This window comes from Flavobacterium sp. LPB0248, assembly GCF_013388355.1.
Taxonomy (GTDB): domain Bacteria; phylum Bacteroidota; class Bacteroidia; order Flavobacteriales; family Flavobacteriaceae; genus Flavobacterium.
On record NZ_CP058246.1, the window covers coordinates 3,138,633 to 3,155,220 of the forward strand.

The 16,588-nt window shown below is 33.0% G+C and carries 18 protein-coding genes and 2 tRNA genes; 10 read left to right on the plus strand and 10 right to left on the minus strand.

What is annotated here, in order from left to right; all coding sequences use genetic code 11:
- Positions 1-3 precede the first annotated feature (3 nt).
- Complete coding sequence (locus tag LPB248_RS13085) at positions 4-300, plus strand: hypothetical protein (RefSeq protein WP_177211837.1); 297 nt, start codon at positions 4-6, stop codon at positions 298-300.
- Positions 301-436: 136 nt separating this feature from the next.
- Positions 437-1,795, plus strand: coding sequence for a sigma-54-dependent transcriptional regulator (locus LPB248_RS13090; RefSeq protein WP_177211838.1), 1,359 nt, complete (start codon positions 437-439; stop codon positions 1,793-1,795).
- Between the two features lie 28 nt (positions 1,796-1,823).
- Here the strand turns inward: LPB248_RS13090 and LPB248_RS13095 are convergent, their stop codons facing one another.
- Entirely contained in the window at positions 1,824-4,265 is a 2,442-nt protein-coding gene (locus LPB248_RS13095; RefSeq protein ID WP_177211839.1) for a hybrid sensor histidine kinase/response regulator, read from the minus strand.
- 173 nt (positions 4,266-4,438) lie between these two features.
- A complete protein-coding gene (locus LPB248_RS13100; RefSeq protein WP_177211840.1) occupies positions 4,439-6,340 on the minus strand; it encodes a S9 family peptidase in 1,902 nt (633 codons plus the stop codon).
- A 196-nt stretch (positions 6,341-6,536) separates the two neighbouring features.
- On the opposite strand from LPB248_RS13100, the gene LPB248_RS13105 reads away from it, so the two are divergent.
- From LPB248_RS13105 to LPB248_RS13115, 3 genes are read left to right on the plus strand one after another with little or no spacing between them, the layout of a single operon-like run.
- Positions 6,537-7,649 (plus strand): NAD(P)/FAD-dependent oxidoreductase, encoded by a 1,113-nt coding sequence (locus LPB248_RS13105; protein WP_177211841.1) that lies wholly within the window; start codon positions 6,537-6,539, stop codon positions 7,647-7,649.
- Positions 7,649-8,440 (plus strand): monofunctional biosynthetic peptidoglycan transglycosylase, encoded by a 792-nt coding sequence (gene mtgA, locus LPB248_RS13110; RefSeq protein ID WP_177211842.1) that lies wholly within the window; start codon positions 7,649-7,651, stop codon positions 8,438-8,440. The genes LPB248_RS13105 and mtgA overlap by 1 nt, the downstream gene beginning before the upstream one ends.
- Positions 8,415-9,386 (plus strand): lipid A deacylase LpxR family protein, encoded by a 972-nt coding sequence (locus LPB248_RS13115; RefSeq protein WP_177211843.1) that lies wholly within the window; start codon positions 8,415-8,417, stop codon positions 9,384-9,386. The genes mtgA and LPB248_RS13115 overlap by 26 nt, the downstream gene beginning before the upstream one ends.
- A gap of 687 nt (positions 9,387-10,073) precedes the next feature.
- On the opposite strand, the gene LPB248_RS13125 is transcribed toward LPB248_RS13115, so the two are convergent.
- The 5 genes from LPB248_RS13125 to LPB248_RS13145 all read right to left on the minus strand — a co-directional run bounded on the left by LPB248_RS13125 (position 10,074) and on the right by LPB248_RS13145 (position 13,065).
- Positions 10,074-10,493, minus strand: coding sequence for an FAD-dependent monooxygenase (locus LPB248_RS13125; protein WP_177211845.1), 420 nt, complete (start codon positions 10,491-10,493; stop codon positions 10,074-10,076).
- A 210-nt stretch (positions 10,494-10,703) separates the two neighbouring features.
- On the minus strand, positions 10,704-11,213 hold the full coding sequence (locus LPB248_RS13130) for a rhodanese-like domain-containing protein (RefSeq protein ID WP_255462945.1): 510 nt from the start codon (positions 11,211-11,213) through the stop codon (positions 10,704-10,706).
- Between the two features lie 362 nt (positions 11,214-11,575).
- A complete protein-coding gene (locus LPB248_RS13135; RefSeq protein ID WP_177211847.1) occupies positions 11,576-12,007 on the minus strand; it encodes a YybH family protein in 432 nt (143 codons plus the stop codon).
- A 27-nt stretch (positions 12,008-12,034) separates the two neighbouring features.
- Entirely contained in the window at positions 12,035-12,625 is a 591-nt protein-coding gene (locus tag LPB248_RS13140) for a hypothetical protein (protein ID WP_177211848.1), read from the minus strand.
- On the minus strand, positions 12,622-13,065 hold the full coding sequence (locus LPB248_RS13145; protein WP_177211849.1) for a hypothetical protein: 444 nt from the start codon (positions 13,063-13,065) through the stop codon (positions 12,622-12,624). Before LPB248_RS13145 ends, LPB248_RS13140 begins: the two co-directional genes overlap by 4 nt.
- A 152-nt stretch (positions 13,066-13,217) precedes the next feature.
- Between LPB248_RS13145 and LPB248_RS13150 the strand changes: the two genes are divergently transcribed.
- Positions 13,218-13,439 (plus strand): hypothetical protein, encoded by a 222-nt coding sequence (locus LPB248_RS13150; RefSeq protein WP_177209581.1) that lies wholly within the window; start codon positions 13,218-13,220, stop codon positions 13,437-13,439.
- 221 nt (positions 13,440-13,660) lie between these two features.
- On the opposite strand, the gene LPB248_RS13155 is transcribed toward LPB248_RS13150, so the two are convergent.
- From LPB248_RS13155 to LPB248_RS13165, 3 genes are all read right to left on the minus strand, one after another.
- Positions 13,661-13,909 (minus strand): GIY-YIG nuclease family protein, encoded by a 249-nt coding sequence (locus tag LPB248_RS13155; RefSeq protein WP_177211850.1) that lies wholly within the window; start codon positions 13,907-13,909, stop codon positions 13,661-13,663.
- A gap of 66 nt (positions 13,910-13,975) precedes the next feature.
- Positions 13,976-14,049: transfer RNA gene (locus LPB248_RS13160), tRNA-Ala, on the minus strand.
- 6 nt (positions 14,050-14,055) lie between these two features.
- Positions 14,056-14,128: transfer RNA gene (locus LPB248_RS13165), tRNA-Phe, on the minus strand.
- 105 nt (positions 14,129-14,233) lie between these two features.
- On the opposite strand from LPB248_RS13165, the gene LPB248_RS13170 reads away from it, so the two are divergent.
- The 4 genes from LPB248_RS13170 to LPB248_RS13185 all read left to right on the plus strand — a co-directional run bounded on the left by LPB248_RS13170 (position 14,234) and on the right by LPB248_RS13185 (position 16,582).
- A complete protein-coding gene (locus tag LPB248_RS13170) occupies positions 14,234-14,998 on the plus strand; it encodes an enoyl-CoA hydratase/isomerase family protein (RefSeq protein WP_177211851.1) in 765 nt (254 codons plus the stop codon).
- A gap of 90 nt (positions 14,999-15,088) precedes the next feature.
- Positions 15,089-15,265, plus strand: coding sequence for a hypothetical protein (locus LPB248_RS13175; protein ID WP_167511651.1), 177 nt, complete (start codon positions 15,089-15,091; stop codon positions 15,263-15,265).
- Positions 15,266-15,298: 33 nt separating this feature from the next.
- Positions 15,299-15,751, plus strand: a complete 453-nt coding sequence (locus LPB248_RS13180; RefSeq protein ID WP_111365769.1) for a 6-pyruvoyl trahydropterin synthase family protein — start codon at positions 15,299-15,301, stop codon at positions 15,749-15,751.
- A gap of 87 nt (positions 15,752-15,838) precedes the next feature.
- On the plus strand, positions 15,839-16,582 hold the full coding sequence (locus LPB248_RS13185; protein ID WP_095928326.1) for a UDP-2,3-diacylglucosamine diphosphatase: 744 nt from the start codon (positions 15,839-15,841) through the stop codon (positions 16,580-16,582).
- The last annotated feature ends 6 nt before the right edge of the window (positions 16,583-16,588 follow it).

Consider the following 16,588-nt stretch of genomic DNA (forward strand, 5'->3'; position numbering starts at 1 on the left):
ATTATGAAAAAGTTAATCTTATCGGCAGTAGTTGCTTTAGGAACCATGTCAATTCAAGCAAATGTATTGCCTGTTTCTCAAAATACTAATGCAACTGTGGCTATTCAATCAGAATACACAGAAGTTACTGCAGATGCTGTACCTGCAGCTGTGAAAACAGCCTTGCAGACTGCTTATCCGGGAGCAAAACTGGACAAAGCATTTGTAAACGAAAAAAAAGAGTATAAACTCGAAATATCAGTTGGAGACCAAAAGGCTACTGTATACTCAGATGTCAATGGTAACTGGTTGAAAATATAATTAGGTGAATTTAGATTTATGTTTTTGGTGAAAAAGAGATTGCGTCGTGCAATCTCTTTTTTTTTACATATTTTACATAATTTTATGAAATAACAAGTTTAATAATATTATTTTAGCAAAAAGTCCCTAAAAGCAGATGCCGAAGATATTAGTAATAGAAGATGATATTGCGTTTTGTAAATTATTAGAAAAATTTCTAATCAAAAAAGCGTACGATGTAACGATAGCTTTCTCTGCAGCAGAAGCACGTGAAGCAGTTAAAAATGAATCTTTCGATTTGATTTTGACAGATCTTCGCCTACCTGATTCTGATGGTATCGGACTTATGTCTGAATTTAAAAATTCTCACCCGCATATTCCGGTTATTTTAATGACTGGATACTCTGATGTAAATACTGCTGTTAAAGCCATTAAAAATGGAGCTGCTGATTATATCTCTAAACCCTTTAATCCAGATGAGGTTCTTCTGGTTATCACCAATGCGCTGCAGGCTCCAAAAGCCGAAGTCGAAGAACAATCGGAAACTCCAGAAAAAAAGAAAAAAACGGTTAAAAAGACCGCAACAGCTGAGAACGAATTTGTAAAAGGAATTTCTGTTGCTTCAAAAAAACTTTTAGATCATATTCAATTGGTAAGTCCAACCGATATGTCTGTTTTGATTATTGGTGAAAGTGGTACGGGAAAAGAAATTATAGCCAAAAGCATTCATCAGCAGAGCAGAAGAAAAGACAACAATTTTATTGCAGTAGACTGCGGTGCGATTCCGAAAGAATTAGCGGCGAGTGAATTTTTCGGTCACTTAAAAGGATCTTTTACTGGAGCAATCAACGATAAAAAAGGATATTTTGAAGCGGCTAATGGCGGAACGTTGTTTTTGGACGAAATTGGAAATCTTTCTTACGAAAACCAGATTCAATTATTGAGAGCGCTTCAGGAAAGAAAAATCAAGCCTGTTGGAAGCAATAAAGAAATAAACGTCGATATACGCATTATTACGGCAACGAATGAAGATTTGCGTGAGGCAGTAAAAAACGGCGATTTTAGAGAAGATTTATACCATAGAATCAATGAGTTTTCGATTCAGTCTCCTTCTTTGAAAGATCGCGGTGAAGATTTAATGGTTTTTGCCGATTATTTCCTAGAAAAAGCGAATCAGCAGTTAGATAAAGATGTCATAGGATTTTCTCCAGAAGTAGTTTCCATTTTTCAGAATTACAACTGGCCAGGAAATTTGCGTGAATTGCAAAATTGTGTAAAACGTGCTACTCTTTTAACTCGTGGTGATTTTATAGAAAGTGATGTGCTGCCGGCAGAATTTTTCCAAATTCAAAAACAGCCTGCTTCAAACGAAGTTTTTTCATTGTCTGAAAATGAAAAAGAAACCATTATTCATGCGTTATCAAAAACACAGAATAATAAATCTGAAGCGGCAAAACTGCTTAAAATTACCAGAAAAACACTTTACAATAAATTGAAACAATATAATATTGAATAAAAAAGTACCTTTTTAGAAAGCAACTTTTTTAAATTTCTTGTTTCAATTCCGTAAAAAGAATTTTTATTTTTTCTTCTAAATCTGAAAATGTAGCTTTTAGATCAATTGTGTTTAAATCTTCTTTTTCCAGATCTTTTAAAAGTTCGCCAATTTCGTTCGATTGAATTTGTTTGAACATTGGAGCAATTCGATGCGCAATAGATTTTATTTCATCATGATTTTGCTCTTGAACCGCAGTTTTTAAAAGCTCGATATTTTCTATAGTAGTATCTATAAAAGATTTTAAAACTTCTTTTAAGGCCGACTCATCTTGTCCCAAAAAGTCTCTCAATGTTTCTAAAGAATAGATTTGAGAAGTGTTTTTATTTGTGTTTTCTGAGTTTTCAGTCACAGGAACTTCTTCATGATCTAAAATATGCTGAATAGTTTCCAGTAAAATTTTAGGAGAATAAGGTTTCTTTATAACCGTAGTAAAACCAGCATTTTTATATACAGAAAGATCAAGGTCTGTTCTTCCAGTAAGTGCAATTACAGGCTGATTTTTAAAGACGGTTTCTGGAAGTTCACGAAGTTTCTCTAAAAATTGAAATCCGTCAATTTCCGGCATTTGAATATCGGTAATGACAAAATCAAATGGCGTGTTTTTAATCGTTTCTAAAGCTTTCGCTGGATTAGTAAACGAAAATACCTGATGCTGTTCTTGTTTTAAAACTCCACTCGTTAAATTCAACAGATTGATGTCGTCATCAACAACAGTGAAAGTTTGTTTTTTGGTATTTTTTGACGGTTTATTTCTAATTTCATTTAAAGCAATATTTTCCTGACTGCTGTCAAACAATAAAGGTAGCTGAATAATAAAGGTGCTTCCTTTTCCGAAAATACTTTCTAAATTTAAACTTCCACCCAGAATAGAAATAATCTTTTGACAGATTGATAATCCCAAACCGGTTCCGCCATATTTCTTTTCAATGCCTTCATTTGCCTGCGCAAATTCTTCAAAAACCAATTTCTGATTGGCTTTTTCAATCCCAATTCCAGTATCTTGAATCGAAATTGTAAAAAATTGGTCGTCATTCGCGTAAGCGGCAATTCGAATATGGCCTTCTTCGGTAAATTTATAAGCGTTTCCAATAATGTTAGTCAGGATTTGCTTTAAGCGAAAAGGATCGCCAACAATACGTTTCTGAAACTGGTCGTCTACATTTATAATAAGATCAATGTCTTTTTGTTTGTAAACCGTTTGAATATTTCGGGCAACATCTTCAATAATTTCGGGCAATGAAAATGGAACTTTTTCTATAGAAATTTTACCCGCTTCGATCTGAGAGAAATCTAATAAATCTTGAACAAGTTGCGTAATATACTCAGACGAATTTTTAATGTTTTTAACGAAATAAGATTGTTTAGTATTAATATCTGAATTGCCTAAAAGTTCAGAGTAACCAACAATGGTGCTCAAAGGAGTTTTCAAATCGTGACTAACCGTCGAAATTAATTGTTCACGGCTTTTCAGGAGATTTTTGGTTTTGAAATTGGCGATTTCAAGCTGTTTCTTATACAATTGAGATTTTGAATAATCGCTGACAATTAAAATGGAAAAAAAGACAGTCAATAATAAACCGATAACAGCCGAAGCCGTTACAATTTCGTTGACTCTTTTTAATGATTTTTCTTTTAATGAATTATTTTTTATCGAATTGATAATGATCTCTCGCTCAATAATGCGAAGTATTTTTCTAAGCTGATCCGAAATCGCAATTTCATTTTGAAGCAGTTTGTTTTCTTCAAAATTCAAAGATTCTTTTTTCTTTTCGGCTTTTAGTTTTACAGAACTCAAAAGCTTTTTAGAATTGGCTAAAATAGAATCTGAAGCTTTTTTGCTCAGCGTATTGGTGCTATCATCTGGAATGTTCGAATTTAAATAATCGACATAACGCTGTAAAACACTTCGCTGATAGCTTCCTAATTGATTTGGGTTCTTGGTAAAATCCTGAAGTTCCAATTTTCTAAGGTTAAACTCCATTTTTGTGATTTCATCAATCGCACTATTTACAGAAGTTTCGTCGTCTGCTTTGTTCTTGATTTCTCTTAATTGCTTAATGTTTTTGGTCTTTTCGGCCAAGAAATAAGTAACACTATCCAAAAGTGTTTTTTGATACTCCGTGGTAACAATTTGTTTTAAAGTATCAATTCGTTTACGAAGTGAATCGGTTTCGATTAAATAGTTCTTGAAATCTTTCTCCGAATTATTCTGAATCGTCTGTCTGGCTAAACTTTCAGTTTTATATACATTCGAATATAATTTACTAACTCTAAGAATTTTGGTTTTTTCTAAAGCAATCTTATCTTCCAGTTTGTTGTAAACAACATTTTCAGAATAGAGAAACCATCCCACCGTTACAACCAAAGCCAATAATGCAACATAGCTGAATAAAACTTTGATTGCGGTGTAACTTTTTTTGGTCTCCATATGTTTGCTGAAAGATTTGGGAAATTCGGAATTATTAAAACATTGCAATTTATCTAAAAAAATCTGTTTTAAGAAAAGTAAATCTACTCAATATGTTACATAATTGTAAGGTGTGTAAACAAAAACAGCCGTAGATTATATAAATCTACGGCTGTAAATATTGTTTTTATTGGTTACAAAGTTTCGTCTAACCATTTGAAAAATTCACCTTGCCAAACCTGAGCATTTTGTGGTTTTAAAACCCAGTGATTTTCGTCTGGGAAATACACAAATCTACTTTTGATTCCTCTTAATTGAGCCGCTTGGAAAGCTTCTTGCCCTTGTCCGATTGGCACACGGAAATCTTTTCCTCCTTGGAAAATCAAAATTGGCTTATTCCAGTTTTGAACCAAAGTTGCAGGGTTGAAAGTTGTATATGCTTTTTGCGCTACCGCATTATCTTTTTCCCAGTATGGTCCGCCAAAATCCCAGTTGTTGAAGAAAACCTCTTCAGTAGTTCCTAACATAGAAACGGTATTGAAAACTCCATCATGAGCGATAAAAGTTTTGAAACGGTTTTTATGAATTCCAGCTAAATAAAATACAGAATATCCACCGTAACTAGCACCAACACATCCTAAACGGCTTTTGTCAACGTAGCTTTCTTTTGCCACATCGTCAATTGCAGAAAGGTAATCGTCCATAACTTGTCCACCCCAATCTTTACTGATTTGTTCATTCCACTCAACTCCATGTCCTGGCATTCCACGACGGTTTGGAGCCACAACTACATAACCTTTTGCAGCCATTAAAGAGAAATTCCAACGGAAAGAATATGATTGCGTCAATGCACTTTGAGGTCCACCTTGGCAGAATAATAAAGTTGGATATTTTTTAGAAGCATCAAAATTTGGAGGAAGAATTACCCAAACCAACATTTTTTTACCGTCAGTTGTTGTAACGTAACGTTTTTCAGTTTTACTTAATGCTAAAGTTTTATAAGTATCTGTATTTACATTTGATAATTGTTTCCAAGTATTTTTCTTCAAATTGAAAGAATAAATTTCACCAGCATGATTCATGTCTGTTCTTGTAACAATAATATCATCTCCAGAGAAACCAATTAAATCATTTACATCAAAATCTCCATTTGTCAATTGACGAACATTGATTGCAATTTTAGTTAAACCAGGAAAATTAACTGAGAATAGTTGTTTTGTTCCATCAATAGGTGCTACAAAAAATACAGTTCTTCCGTCTTTACTCCAGATAAAATTATCTACAGTTCCGTCCCAGTTTGCTGTTAAGTTTTGTTTCATTCCTTTAAACTCAACAATAATATCATTTTTGTCCGACTCGTAACCGTCACGTTTCATTTGTAGCCAAGTTAAATTTCCTGTCGGAGAAAATTGTGGCGCTGTATCGTAACCTAAATTACCTTCGGTTTTATTAGTTGTTTTTTGAGTTTCTAAATTGTACTCATAAATATCTGTGTTGGTAGAAATCGCATAAGCAGTTCCTGCTTTTTTCTTGCAAACGTAAAAAATGCTTTTGCTGTCTGGCGACCAGATATAATCTTCGTCACCTCCAAAAGGTTTTTGCGGAGAATCGAAAGTTTCACCTTTCATGATGTCGATTCCTTTTGCGCCGTCTTTGTTTTCTTTATAAAAAACGTGATTAAATTTTCCTTCGTTCCAAGTGTCCCAATGACGGTAATCTAATCCATCATAAATTTGAGCATCAGATTTTGTTAGGCTTGGGTAAAAATCTTTACCTAAAACACTTTCCAGTTTTACTTCGTCATTATAAACTACAAATTTTCCGTCAGGCGAAATGTTTTTATCAGCCAAAATGTCTTTTGTGTCTTTAATTTCGGTTGCAGTTCCACCAGTTACAGGAATGGTGTAGATTTTAGAAGTCGACTTGTTATCGGCCACAGAAGGCGTTGAAACTTTAAAAACGACATTTTTCGCATCTTTAGAAATGCCAAGAGGTGTCACTCTTCCTAATTTCCATAACAATTCCGGAGACATAACATTCTGTCCGATAGCGTTTAAACTCATCATTATTAAGGTTGTTAATACTAGTTTTTTCATAATCAAATTATTCTATTTTTTGTGGTGCTAAAAATACAACATTTAAACTCCAATTAGTTAAATTCCAAATCCCAAATTTTGTTAAAGTTTAAGCTTAAAAAGGCTTCGACTCTGCTCAGCCTGACAAAGATTTTAAATGAACTTTAATTACTTATATGGTTCAAAAAAATTATTATTTTTATAAAAACTCTAAAAGATGGAACTAAGCTATTGGGAACTAAAAAACTGGTTTACGAATGTAGATTACACCATTGTGGGCAGCGGAATTGTTGGCCTGCATACTGCATTACGCTTACGCGAAAGATTTCCAGCAGCTAAAATTCTGGTTCTCGAACGTGGAATGTTGCCACAAGGAGCCAGTACAAAAAATGCTGGTTTTGCTTGTTTCGGAAGTCTCTCTGAAATTATGGACGACTTAAAAACGCATTCAGAAGAAGATGTTGTGGCACTTATCGAAAAACGTTGGAAAGGATTGCAATTACTTCGAAAAAGATTAGGAGATACAGCAATTGATTTTAAACCGCATGGCGGATATGAATTGTTTTTAAAAGAAGATGAATTTGGATTTAACGAATGCATTTCTAAAATCCCGTTTATCAATGAAGTTTTAAAACCGCTTTTTAAAGCCGATGTTTTTTCTAAAGAAGTAGACCGTTTTGGATTTCAGAATATTCAGGATTATTTAATTTTTAATCCGTTTGAAGCACAGATTGATACTGGAAATATGATGCAGGAATTGTTGAAACAAGCAATTTCGGCAGATATTTTAATTTTAAATCAGCAAACGGTAACTTCATATTTAGATGCTGGAAATTATGTCGAAGTGGTTTTAAATGATTTTAGTTTTAAAACCCAAAAACTACTTTTCGCGACCAATGGTTTTGCGGGTTCTTTGACAAATGGAGCTGTGAAACCTGCTAGAGCTCAGGTTTTAATTACAGAACCAATTCACAATTTAGATATTAAAGGAACGTTTCATTTAGACCGTGGTTACTATTATTTCAGAAATATTGGCAATAGAGTTTTATTAGGCGGCGGAAGAAATCTCGATTTTGAAGGCGAAACGACAACCGAATTTGGACAGACGAAAATTGTTCAAAATAAATTGGAAGATTTGCTGAAAAATGTAATTTTACCAAATCAGGATTTTCAGATTGCGCACCGTTGGAGTGGTATTATGGGAGTCGGAAATAGTAAAAGTCCTGTTGTGACTCAACTGTCTGAAAACGTGTTTTGTGGAGTGCGTTTAGGCGGGATGGGAGTGGCAATAGGCAGTTTAATAGGAACAGAATTAGCAGATTTAATATAATGGCAGCACCCAAAAAACCAGCACCAAAATCAACTACAAACAAACCAAAACCGAAGACTTCGTCTTCAAAAAAATCGAATCGTTCTTTTGGCGAAAAAGTAAAATGGTTTTTTATAAAAGCTGCTTTGTGGTTTTTTGGAATTTCTATTGGCTCGGTTATATTTTTTAAATATGTTCCTGTGCCATTTACGCCATTAATGCTTATTCGCGCCATCGAAAATAAAATGGCTGGAAAAGAAGTTTATTTTGACCACGATTGGGAACCGATTGATAAAATCTCAATGAATTTGCAAAAAGCCGTTATTGCGAGCGAAGACGGAACTTTTCTTACGCATAATGGTTTCGATTTTAAAGCACTTCAAAAAGCATATAAAAGTAACGAACGCGGACGCAGAATTCGTGGCGGAAGTACGATCTCGCAGCAAACAGCCAAAAATGTCTTTTTGTGGCAGGGAAAAAGCTATTTCCGTAAAGGACTTGAAGCGTATTTTACCGTTTTAATTGAAATTATCTGGGGCAAAGAGCGTATTATGGAAGTATACTTAAATAGTATCGAAATGGGAGACGGAGTTTACGGCGCTTATGCCGCAACAGAACATTGGTATCGTAGAGATGCTTCGAGTTTAACGCCAATGCAAGCTGCGGGAATTGCGGCAATATTACCAAATCCGAGAAAATTTAAAGCGACAGGTTCTTCGAGTTATATTAATAGAAGAAAAGAACGAATTGTACGCGAGATGCGTTACGTGGGAAAAATCAATTATGATGGGAAAGAAGAAAAGAAAAAGTAAAAAACTGCTTTTTGCTTTTCTGATTTTGACTGTAACGTTAACTTTTGGACAAGGAAAAACAACAGAAATTGGTTTTATATCAGATAATGATTTGTACACATCGTCTAAATATGATATGTATTATACCAATGGTCTGGAGCTTTTTTATCGTTTTTTATCAAAGAATGATAATCCCAAAATCAATAAAAAGATTACCGAATTTAGAATCGGGCAATATCTTTATAATCCCAGATTTTTAAACAAAGAAGCAGTTACAGTAAACGACCGACCTTTTGCAGGTTATCTTTTTGCCGAAGCAGGAAAAAGCTTTTTTTATCAGAGCGAATCGGTTTTAACAACCGATTTTCAGATTGGTTTTCTTGGGCCAAATGCGCTTGGAGAAGAATTGCAGAAAGGTTTTCATAACATGATTGGCTACAAAAAAGTATATGGCTGGGAAAACCAGATTCATAATGCTTTAGGATTGCAGGCGCATGCTTTTTATTCAAAAAAAATGTTTTCTTCAAAACACAATGATTTTGTCGATCTTCATTGGCAGTCAGAAGGCAATCTCGGAACCATTTTTTCTGGAGTTTCTACAGGATTTATGGCAAGATTTGGTTTCAAAAAATTGCTTCCAATTTACGATTCTAATATGCACAATGCTTCAGTAAATGCAAATGCACAGCCAAATATTAGAGAATTTTACTTCTACGCAGCGCCAAGTGTCAACTATCAGTTTTACGATGCCACAATTGAAGGAAGCATGTTTAACGATACAAGTCCGATTACTTTTGATTTGGAGCCGCTTCGTTTTAACGCAGAAGCGGGTTTAAAATACCGACGTAACAACTTCAACATATCTTATTCTTTCCTTTATCGCGGAAGAGAATTGAATGATCCAGGAATTGATACTAATTCGGGATATTTTTATGGATCTATAAGAATGGGTTTTTTGTTGAGGTAGAATTTTTTGCCACAAAGGCATTAAGTTTTTTAGAATAAAATTGTAGAAGGTATGTGGAATTATTTTTTCTTGTTCGTCTTTTTTGTTTTTTATGCTTTTTCCAGTTATAAATGGGGATCGTTTTTGATTCCAAACTTTGCTATAGGATTTATTTTACTGCTATTCTTAACCTATTTTTATTACAAATATACCGATAGGGGACTAATACTGATTTTTATGGCCAATCTGTTTTTTTATGTCCTCTTATTCTTTTCGTCGATATTCATTTATTTTGATAAAGAAAACGAAAAAAGAAATTACTATATATTTACTATTCTTGCTTCTGTTTTATTAATGATTATAGAAAAACAGACTATGAATTTTGATGAAGCTTTTTTGGGTATTTATATACCAATTGCAGGTGCATTTTTCCCTTTGTATTTTTTAAAGTATTACATGAAATATATTAGAGAAGAGGTTTGATTTTTTTCTAATTGCTGGAGATGTTTTTTAAAAGAATACCAATGACAATAGCTGTTCATGTAATGAAAGTATAAAAATTAGCCCAATAGTGCGGATTTGTAATCCATGTCTGCTCTTAATTAGTAAATTATATGCCTCATAGTTTCTTTTTCTCTCTTTGGCGATATGCTTTACGGGCACGGATTACAAATTCGCGCTATTGGGTTAAAACTATTTTTCTGATTTTTAATTGATATTAAAAATCATTTCCATTTGCTTTTTGTTGAGCGATTTCGGTGCGTTTTGCAAGACTAAATTACGTAACCAGATACCGAATCCATTTTCCATTTGAGCCATTTTTCCAAATCTCCAGCTAGTATTTACAATTTTATGAGCTTTTTTTCGCCTAAGATCTTCGTATGTTTTAAATGTTTTTTCGATTGAAGGTTCATTTTCAATTAGGCATCCCCCTTTTTCGATTTTGTCCTGGATACCCATTTTTTTGAAAACCTGCATAGCATTATTTGCAATAACTATTCCGGCTCCAACAGGTTTTATTTCATTAGAACCTTCAAAAATATTTACATTAAGCCCCTTTTGTTTTAGAATTAAGGCAGTTGTTAATCCACCAATTTCTGCTCCGATTATATTAACTGTTTCTGTCATTTGTAGTATTTTTTAAACCAACTTTTGTTATTAATAAGTTACATTATAAATTCTTCTAATGATCTTTAAATTAAATTTATTTTATCAACAGGTACTTTTGAAGGACTGAATAAAGTTATAGTAGTTTTATGAGTGAAACAGCTCGTAAAAGATTTAATTGTAATAAATTAAGCTAAATATAGGCTGTGAAAATATAAGAAAGGAGTAGGGTTATTTCATTACTGTTCCTTCAAATTTTATTCTGGCATCATTTACATTTACTAATTCATCTAGTTCATAAATGTTTTTATAGCCGTATCCATAAAGGTTAATATATGTTGGAATGTTCAATGCAAGCATTACGAGTTTTTGGTTAGGTAAAATTTGGGTTTCAACGGTGTTGACAGGTAACGCCATTTTCGATGCGAAATCTATTTGGTCACCTTTAAAATTGTTGTTACAATAAATTAATATTTTAGTATTGGTATCTGGAATTAATTTAAAGAGGTTTTCCTGTGTAAAGTCTGTAAAGTCAAGATGTAACGCACCTTTTAAGTGTTTACGATTATAACGAAAGTCAGAACGAGTATCTAAGATAATAGTATTACTTTCTTTACTCATTTTAAGAAATGTGTCAAGACTAACTAAACGCTCCATTCTTTCTTTTTCTACTTTAAGTACAAGGTTTTTAAAATCATCATAATCAACCAATGCTTTTGGGTATTGTTTTTGTTCTGTCATGTTTTTTGAATTTTTAGTAGTTTGTGAATGAACCAAATAATTGGTTAAACAAAAGAGTGCTAAAATTAGAATTGATGTTTTTTTCATAATTATATTTATAATTTAGGGCCGTTGTTTATTAATAACTTAATAATATAGATTTTGAAATAAAGTTTTCAAAAAGCTTTGAAAAACCTTGACGTATGTGTGTAAAGAACAACATAAATAAGTAAACTATTAGTTATTTTTAGCTATAAGAATGGAAGTTTAATTTCTTTACAAACTTTCTTGGCTTTTTGTAATAACAGTATGTAAATATGGTTTTGTCAATTAAATTAAATTAGTATGAGATGAAGCGAGAAGATTTTTATGAAATGATTATTTTACCCTGAATGATCAACATACAAATACCAAACACCATTTATCTTTCTCATTATTCCTGAAAAGTTCCCGGAACTGTTTTTTCCATTCGGAGCATCTACACTAAATTTTGCGCTTACAAAAGCATCTTTTTTAGAAAGTGGTTCAACAACAAAATCGGTCATGGTTAATTTTCCCATTCTTTCTTTTGGCCAATATTTTTTGAAGAAATCTGCAATATTGTTTTTTCCGTATACCACGCCAGCGCTGTAAATCATACGAACCGAATCTACGGGAGCATAAAAATCAAGGTAACCTTCCAAATCGCCATTGTTCCAGCAGGTTTGTTGAGCTTTTAAACGTTCGAGTACTTGTTGAGAAATTTTGTCTTGACAAATGCCTTTAAAAGAAAGCATAAGTAAGGATGCAAGAAGGAGAAATTTGAAGTGACGCATATAGGTAATTTTTAAGTGAGTATAAAATTAGTTGTTTTTTATTCTAGTGATATTTCCGGTCTTTTTATCGAAAGTAATGGTTTTGTTTGGTCCGCCATAAAAGAGAGTCAAAGTCAGTGTACTATCGGTTTCATTTTTAAAAAATATATCTTTTGCTGTGCTGATTTTGATGTTTAGATTGTCGTTCATGAGTTGATAGTCGGTACATTTAAAAATTTTTTTTTCTAATATTCCTTTCTTTTCAATTATTTCCAGCCATGGATGCCCCATCGCACTGTAACCCACAATTTGTGCTCTGTAATTTTTATTCAAATCTTTATTTAGGTACAAACCTAAAGATGTACTTGAAAGCAATAAGGCGAAAAAAGGCATCATCATGGCCATTATGCTAATTGCAAATGTTATTGTTATGGCTGCCAAAAGAAGTTTTGCAAAGAGTTTTTTCCAAAAAACAACAATTATTACAAAATTGCTTATCAACCAGAGCCATGATAAAACTACATCGCTGTAATAACCGCGAAGACTAATTTCTTTAAAATAATATAAAAGGCAGTCCAACACAAAAAGTGCACAGATAATGAAATAGATACGTAAAAGTGTTTTTTTGCTCGGACTCATAGTTTTTTTAAGATATAGTTTAAAGCAACTACTGTAACGATAGATAAAATCAAAATAGGGAAAAACGAAAATGTAATTGTGTACATTATTTCTTCTTTAAAAAGATATGTACTCCATGCAGATTCACGATCTACAAAAATGATATAATTACAGAAAAACCATATTAAGATTAACAGTAGTAATTGAAGTATAACTTTTAGATAGCTGTTTTTAATTAAAGAAAAAGGCAAAAAAACGATTGATAAGAAAACGGTAGAAAATAAAGTCATTAAATAGGCATCGTCAAAAAAAGAACAATCTAAACAGGCACTTGATGGTTTGTTAGAAAAACTGCCCATTGCCCAATAGATCTCAACTAAAGTAAAGACGAAAAGTATAATTGCAATTATAAGAGGTTTCTTTATGAACGAGAATATTTTGTGTTTTAAGATTTGATTCATTTTGAAAGACTTGCAATTATTATCAGTATTCTTTTTAGAATATTTTAAGGTCTACAAAAATAAGAAACAATTTTAAAGAAATATCTTTCAAAAGGTTTAGTTGTGTCAGAATAAGATTTATTAAGAAATAAAACACTTAACTGTTTGATAACATGAAAGATATTTTTAAATACTTACTTTTAATTAAAATTTTAATTATGGATATCAATTGGAACATAATAGCGGTTGTAGCAATATTGGTAATTATTCTTGTTGTACTAACAATCAGAAAAAATCAGCGAGAAAAAAAGAAATTGGAAAAATTGCTAAACAACGATTTTAAAAAAGCTGAAAAAACAGATGTTGACGCAGATGATGCGGCAAATGAGAAATAGTTTTTTTGTCATTTCGAGGAACGAGAAATCACGCTAGTGACTCGACAAAGATTGACGAAATTCCAAGTGCGATTTCTCGTTCCTCGAAATGACAAGATTGCGAATTATAGAAAAAACAAAACCCTTGTAAATTCTTTTTACAAGGGTTTTATGTTTATAGTGGAGAATACCGTCCCGATTCATCGGGAGAACCGGTCGCCTTCCCGATGCATCGGGATACTCTAGCCTTTTGTTTTTATTAGGTTTTCTATATATTTTCTGCTTTTCATTTTTTTTATTTGCAATTCTCTTTTATATGCTTCGCTTCTTGTAAAGAATGTTTCAGAATATTTTAATTCCCAATCTTTCGCAACTTTTGTGAATTTACTTCTGCTATTTAAATGGTCTTTTAAACGCTGTTCGATATTTTGGCAGGAACCAACATAGTATTTGTCTAAGGTTTTCGAATATATTATGTAGATATAAAACATAAGATGTGTATTAAAAAAAATACCCAAGCAGAATCAGTATCTGCTTGGGTATTTTTAAATTATTTGTGGAGAATACCGGATTCGAACCGGTCACCCCTTGCCTGCCAGGCAAGTACTCTAGCCAAATGAGCTAATCCCCCGTTTGTTGAGAAATAGAATTCGAACTGTCACCCTCCCGATTTTTCATCGGGACGCTCTAGCCAAATGAGCTAATCCCCCAAATGCGTTAACAAATAAAGCCAAATAATATTCAAAAAACAAATTTAAGAGACTTTCTGGTCAAATATTTTTCAAAAGCGTAACTTTACCTTAAATCTAATTTTTATGAGTTTAGAAAACGTAAACGGAAGCTTAGAAACTTCTTTTCAAAATATGATTGCGACTGTGCAATTTGGTCATCCTGCAAGTAATTCTTTTCCGCGTGAATTGTTAAACAGACTTACAGCTGAAATTAATTCGTTAAGCAGAAATGAAGAAGTTTCGGTTATTATTTTAAAAAGCGAAGGAGAAAAAACGTTTTGTTCAGGAGCTTCTTTTGATGAACTTTTAAAAGTTGAAAATGAAGAACAAGGTGTAGAATTTTTTTCGGGTTTTGCACATTTGCTGAATGCCATGCGAAATTGCAACAAAATTATAATTGGACGCGTACAAGGAAAGGCTGTTGGAGGTGGTGTCGGAATTATTTCGGCCTGCGATTATGTTTTTGCAACTTCTCAAAGCGATATTAAATTATCTGAATTAGCGATCGGAATTGGTCCTTTTGTAATAGAACCAGCCGTTTCTCGAAAAATAGGAAAAACAGCAATGACTGAAATGACATTAGCGGCTCACGAATGGAAATCGGCTGATTGGGCTTTTGAAAAAGGACTTTTTTCTGTTTTATGTGAAGCCGAAAATCTGGATACTAAGGTTGAAAGTTTTGCTCAAAAACTGAGCTCTTATAATCCTGAAGCGCTTTACGAAATGAAGAAGATTATTTGGGAAGGAACTGAAATATGGGAATCACTTTTATTTGAACGTGCTGCCATTACGGGTAAATTGGTTTTGTCTGATTTTACTAAAAATGCTTTGCTGCAGTTTAAAAAATAGGTATGATATAAGTCATTGATTTTAGAAAAATAGGAGCATAGCTTTGAAAAAAGTTTTAAAATCAAATTTTCACTATATAAATTATTGAACATGACTATTATTTCGTTAATGCAAAAAGTTGACATTGCAGAGAAAATTAAAGATGCTCCAGACAGCGGTTATCAAATTGGCGTTGTCATTGGATCTTTCATTCCGTTTCTAGTTTTGGGCGGAATTGCTTTGTGGATGTATCTTAGAGCTAAAAAAAGAGCTAAAAACGGCAATTAATTCGTAAATTTGCAAGCTTAAAATTAAAAATCGATGAGTAATATCAGAATTACAAAACAATTTAGTTTCGAAACCGGTCACGCTTTGTACGGTTACGACGGAAAATGCAAGAACGTTCACGGACACAGTTATAAATTATCGGTAACGGTTATTGGTTCACCAATTACAGACCGATCGAATGTAAAGTTCGGAATGGTGATTGACTTTTCTGATCTAAAGAAAATTGTAAAAGAAGAAATCGTCGATCAATTTGATCATGCAACTGTTTTTAATCAGACCACACCGCATATCGAATTGGCAAATGAATTGAAAAACCGCGGACATCATGTGATTTTGGTAGATTATCAGCCAACAAGCGAAAATATGGTGGTTGATTTTGCTGAAAGAATCGTTGCAAGACTTCCAGAAGGAATTTCTCTTTTCTCATTAAAACTTCAGGAAACAGAATCGTCTTTTGCAGAATGGTACGCATCTGATAATTTGTAAAAAAGTTAAAAGTGAAAAGTTAAAAGTAAATTGTAAAATGCTTTTTCATTTCGCATCTTTCATCTCACAATTCACATCTCACATTAAATGAAAAAAATATATTTTGCTTCAGATCAGCATTTTGGTGCGCCAACTCCAGAATTGAGTTTACCGCGTGAAAAGAAATTCGTGGCTTGGCTTGATGAGGTTAAAGAAGATGCCGAAGCAATTTTTTTATTGGGAGATTTATTTGATTTTTGGTTTGAATATAAAACGGTTGTTCCGAAAGGTTTTGTTCGTATTTTGGGCAAACTGGCTGAAATTCGCGACAGCGGAATTCCAATCTACTTTTTTGTTGGAAATCATGATTTGTGGATGAATGATTATTTTGAAACAGAATTGAATATTCCGGTTTATCATGATAACAAAGAGTTTACTTTTAACGGAAAAACATTCCTAATTGGTCACGGAGACGGAAAAGGTCCTGGCGATAAAGGCTATAAAAGAATGAAAAAGGTATTTACAAATCCGTTTTCAAAATGGCTTTTCCGCTGGTTGCATCCAGATGTTGGCGTAAGTTTGGCTCAATATTTATCAGTAAAAAACAAACTGATTTCTGGTGATGAAGATGTGAAGTTTTTAGGAGAAGAAAACGAATGGCTTGTTTTATATGCCAAACGAAAACTAGAAACCAAACATTACAATTATTTCATTTTTGGACACCGCCATTTGCCCATGATTATTCCTGTTGGAGAAAACTCCGAGTATGTAAATCTTGGCGATTGGATCGGCTATTTTACTTACGGTGTTTTTGACGGCGAAAAATTCGAGCTTAAAAAATTCGAAAAATAGTTTAGG

Bases quoted from the DNA above. Each gene is read 5' to 3' on its own strand.
- LPB248_RS13145 (WP_177211849.1), bottom strand. From the start codon at position 13,065: ATGAATCAAATCTTAAAACACAAAATATTCTCGTTCATAAAGAAACCT.
- LPB248_RS13185 (WP_095928326.1), top strand. From the start codon at position 15,839: ATGAAAAAAATATATTTTGCTTCAGATCAGCATTTTGGTGCGCCAACT.
- LPB248_RS13090 (WP_177211838.1), top strand. From the start codon at position 437: ATGCCGAAGATATTAGTAATAGAAGATGATATTGCGTTTTGTAAATTA.
- LPB248_RS13085 (WP_177211837.1), top strand. From the start codon at position 4: ATGAAAAAGTTAATCTTATCGGCAGTAGTTGCTTTAGGAACCATGTCA.
- LPB248_RS13105 (WP_177211841.1), top strand. From the start codon at position 6,537: ATGGAACTAAGCTATTGGGAACTAAAAAACTGGTTTACGAATGTAGAT.
- mtgA (WP_177211842.1), top strand. From the start codon at position 7,649: ATGGCAGCACCCAAAAAACCAGCACCAAAATCAACTACAAACAAACCA.
- LPB248_RS13180 (WP_111365769.1), top strand. From the start codon at position 15,299: ATGAGTAATATCAGAATTACAAAACAATTTAGTTTCGAAACCGGTCAC.
- LPB248_RS13115 (WP_177211843.1), top strand. From the start codon at position 8,415: ATGGGAAAGAAGAAAAGAAAAAGTAAAAAACTGCTTTTTGCTTTTCTG.
- LPB248_RS13135 (WP_177211847.1), bottom strand. From the start codon at position 12,007: ATGCGTCACTTCAAATTTCTCCTTCTTGCATCCTTACTTATGCTTTCT.
- LPB248_RS13150 (WP_177209581.1), top strand. From the start codon at position 13,218: ATGAAAGATATTTTTAAATACTTACTTTTAATTAAAATTTTAATTATG.
- LPB248_RS13095 (WP_177211839.1), bottom strand. From the start codon at position 4,265: ATGGAGACCAAAAAAAGTTACACCGCAATCAAAGTTTTATTCAGCTAT.
- LPB248_RS13130 (WP_255462945.1), bottom strand. From the start codon at position 11,213: ATGACAGAACAAAAACAATACCCAAAAGCATTGGTTGATTATGATGAT.
- LPB248_RS13100 (WP_177211840.1), bottom strand. From the start codon at position 6,340: ATGAAAAAACTAGTATTAACAACCTTAATAATGATGAGTTTAAACGCT.
- LPB248_RS13125 (WP_177211845.1), bottom strand. From the start codon at position 10,493: ATGACAGAAACAGTTAATATAATCGGAGCAGAAATTGGTGGATTAACA.
- LPB248_RS13170 (WP_177211851.1), top strand. From the start codon at position 14,234: ATGAGTTTAGAAAACGTAAACGGAAGCTTAGAAACTTCTTTTCAAAAT.
- LPB248_RS13140 (WP_177211848.1), bottom strand. From the start codon at position 12,625: ATGAGTCCGAGCAAAAAAACACTTTTACGTATCTATTTCATTATCTGT.
- LPB248_RS13155 (WP_177211850.1), bottom strand. From the start codon at position 13,909: ATGTTTTATATCTACATAATATATTCGAAAACCTTAGACAAATACTAT.
- LPB248_RS13175 (WP_167511651.1), top strand. From the start codon at position 15,089: ATGACTATTATTTCGTTAATGCAAAAAGTTGACATTGCAGAGAAAATT.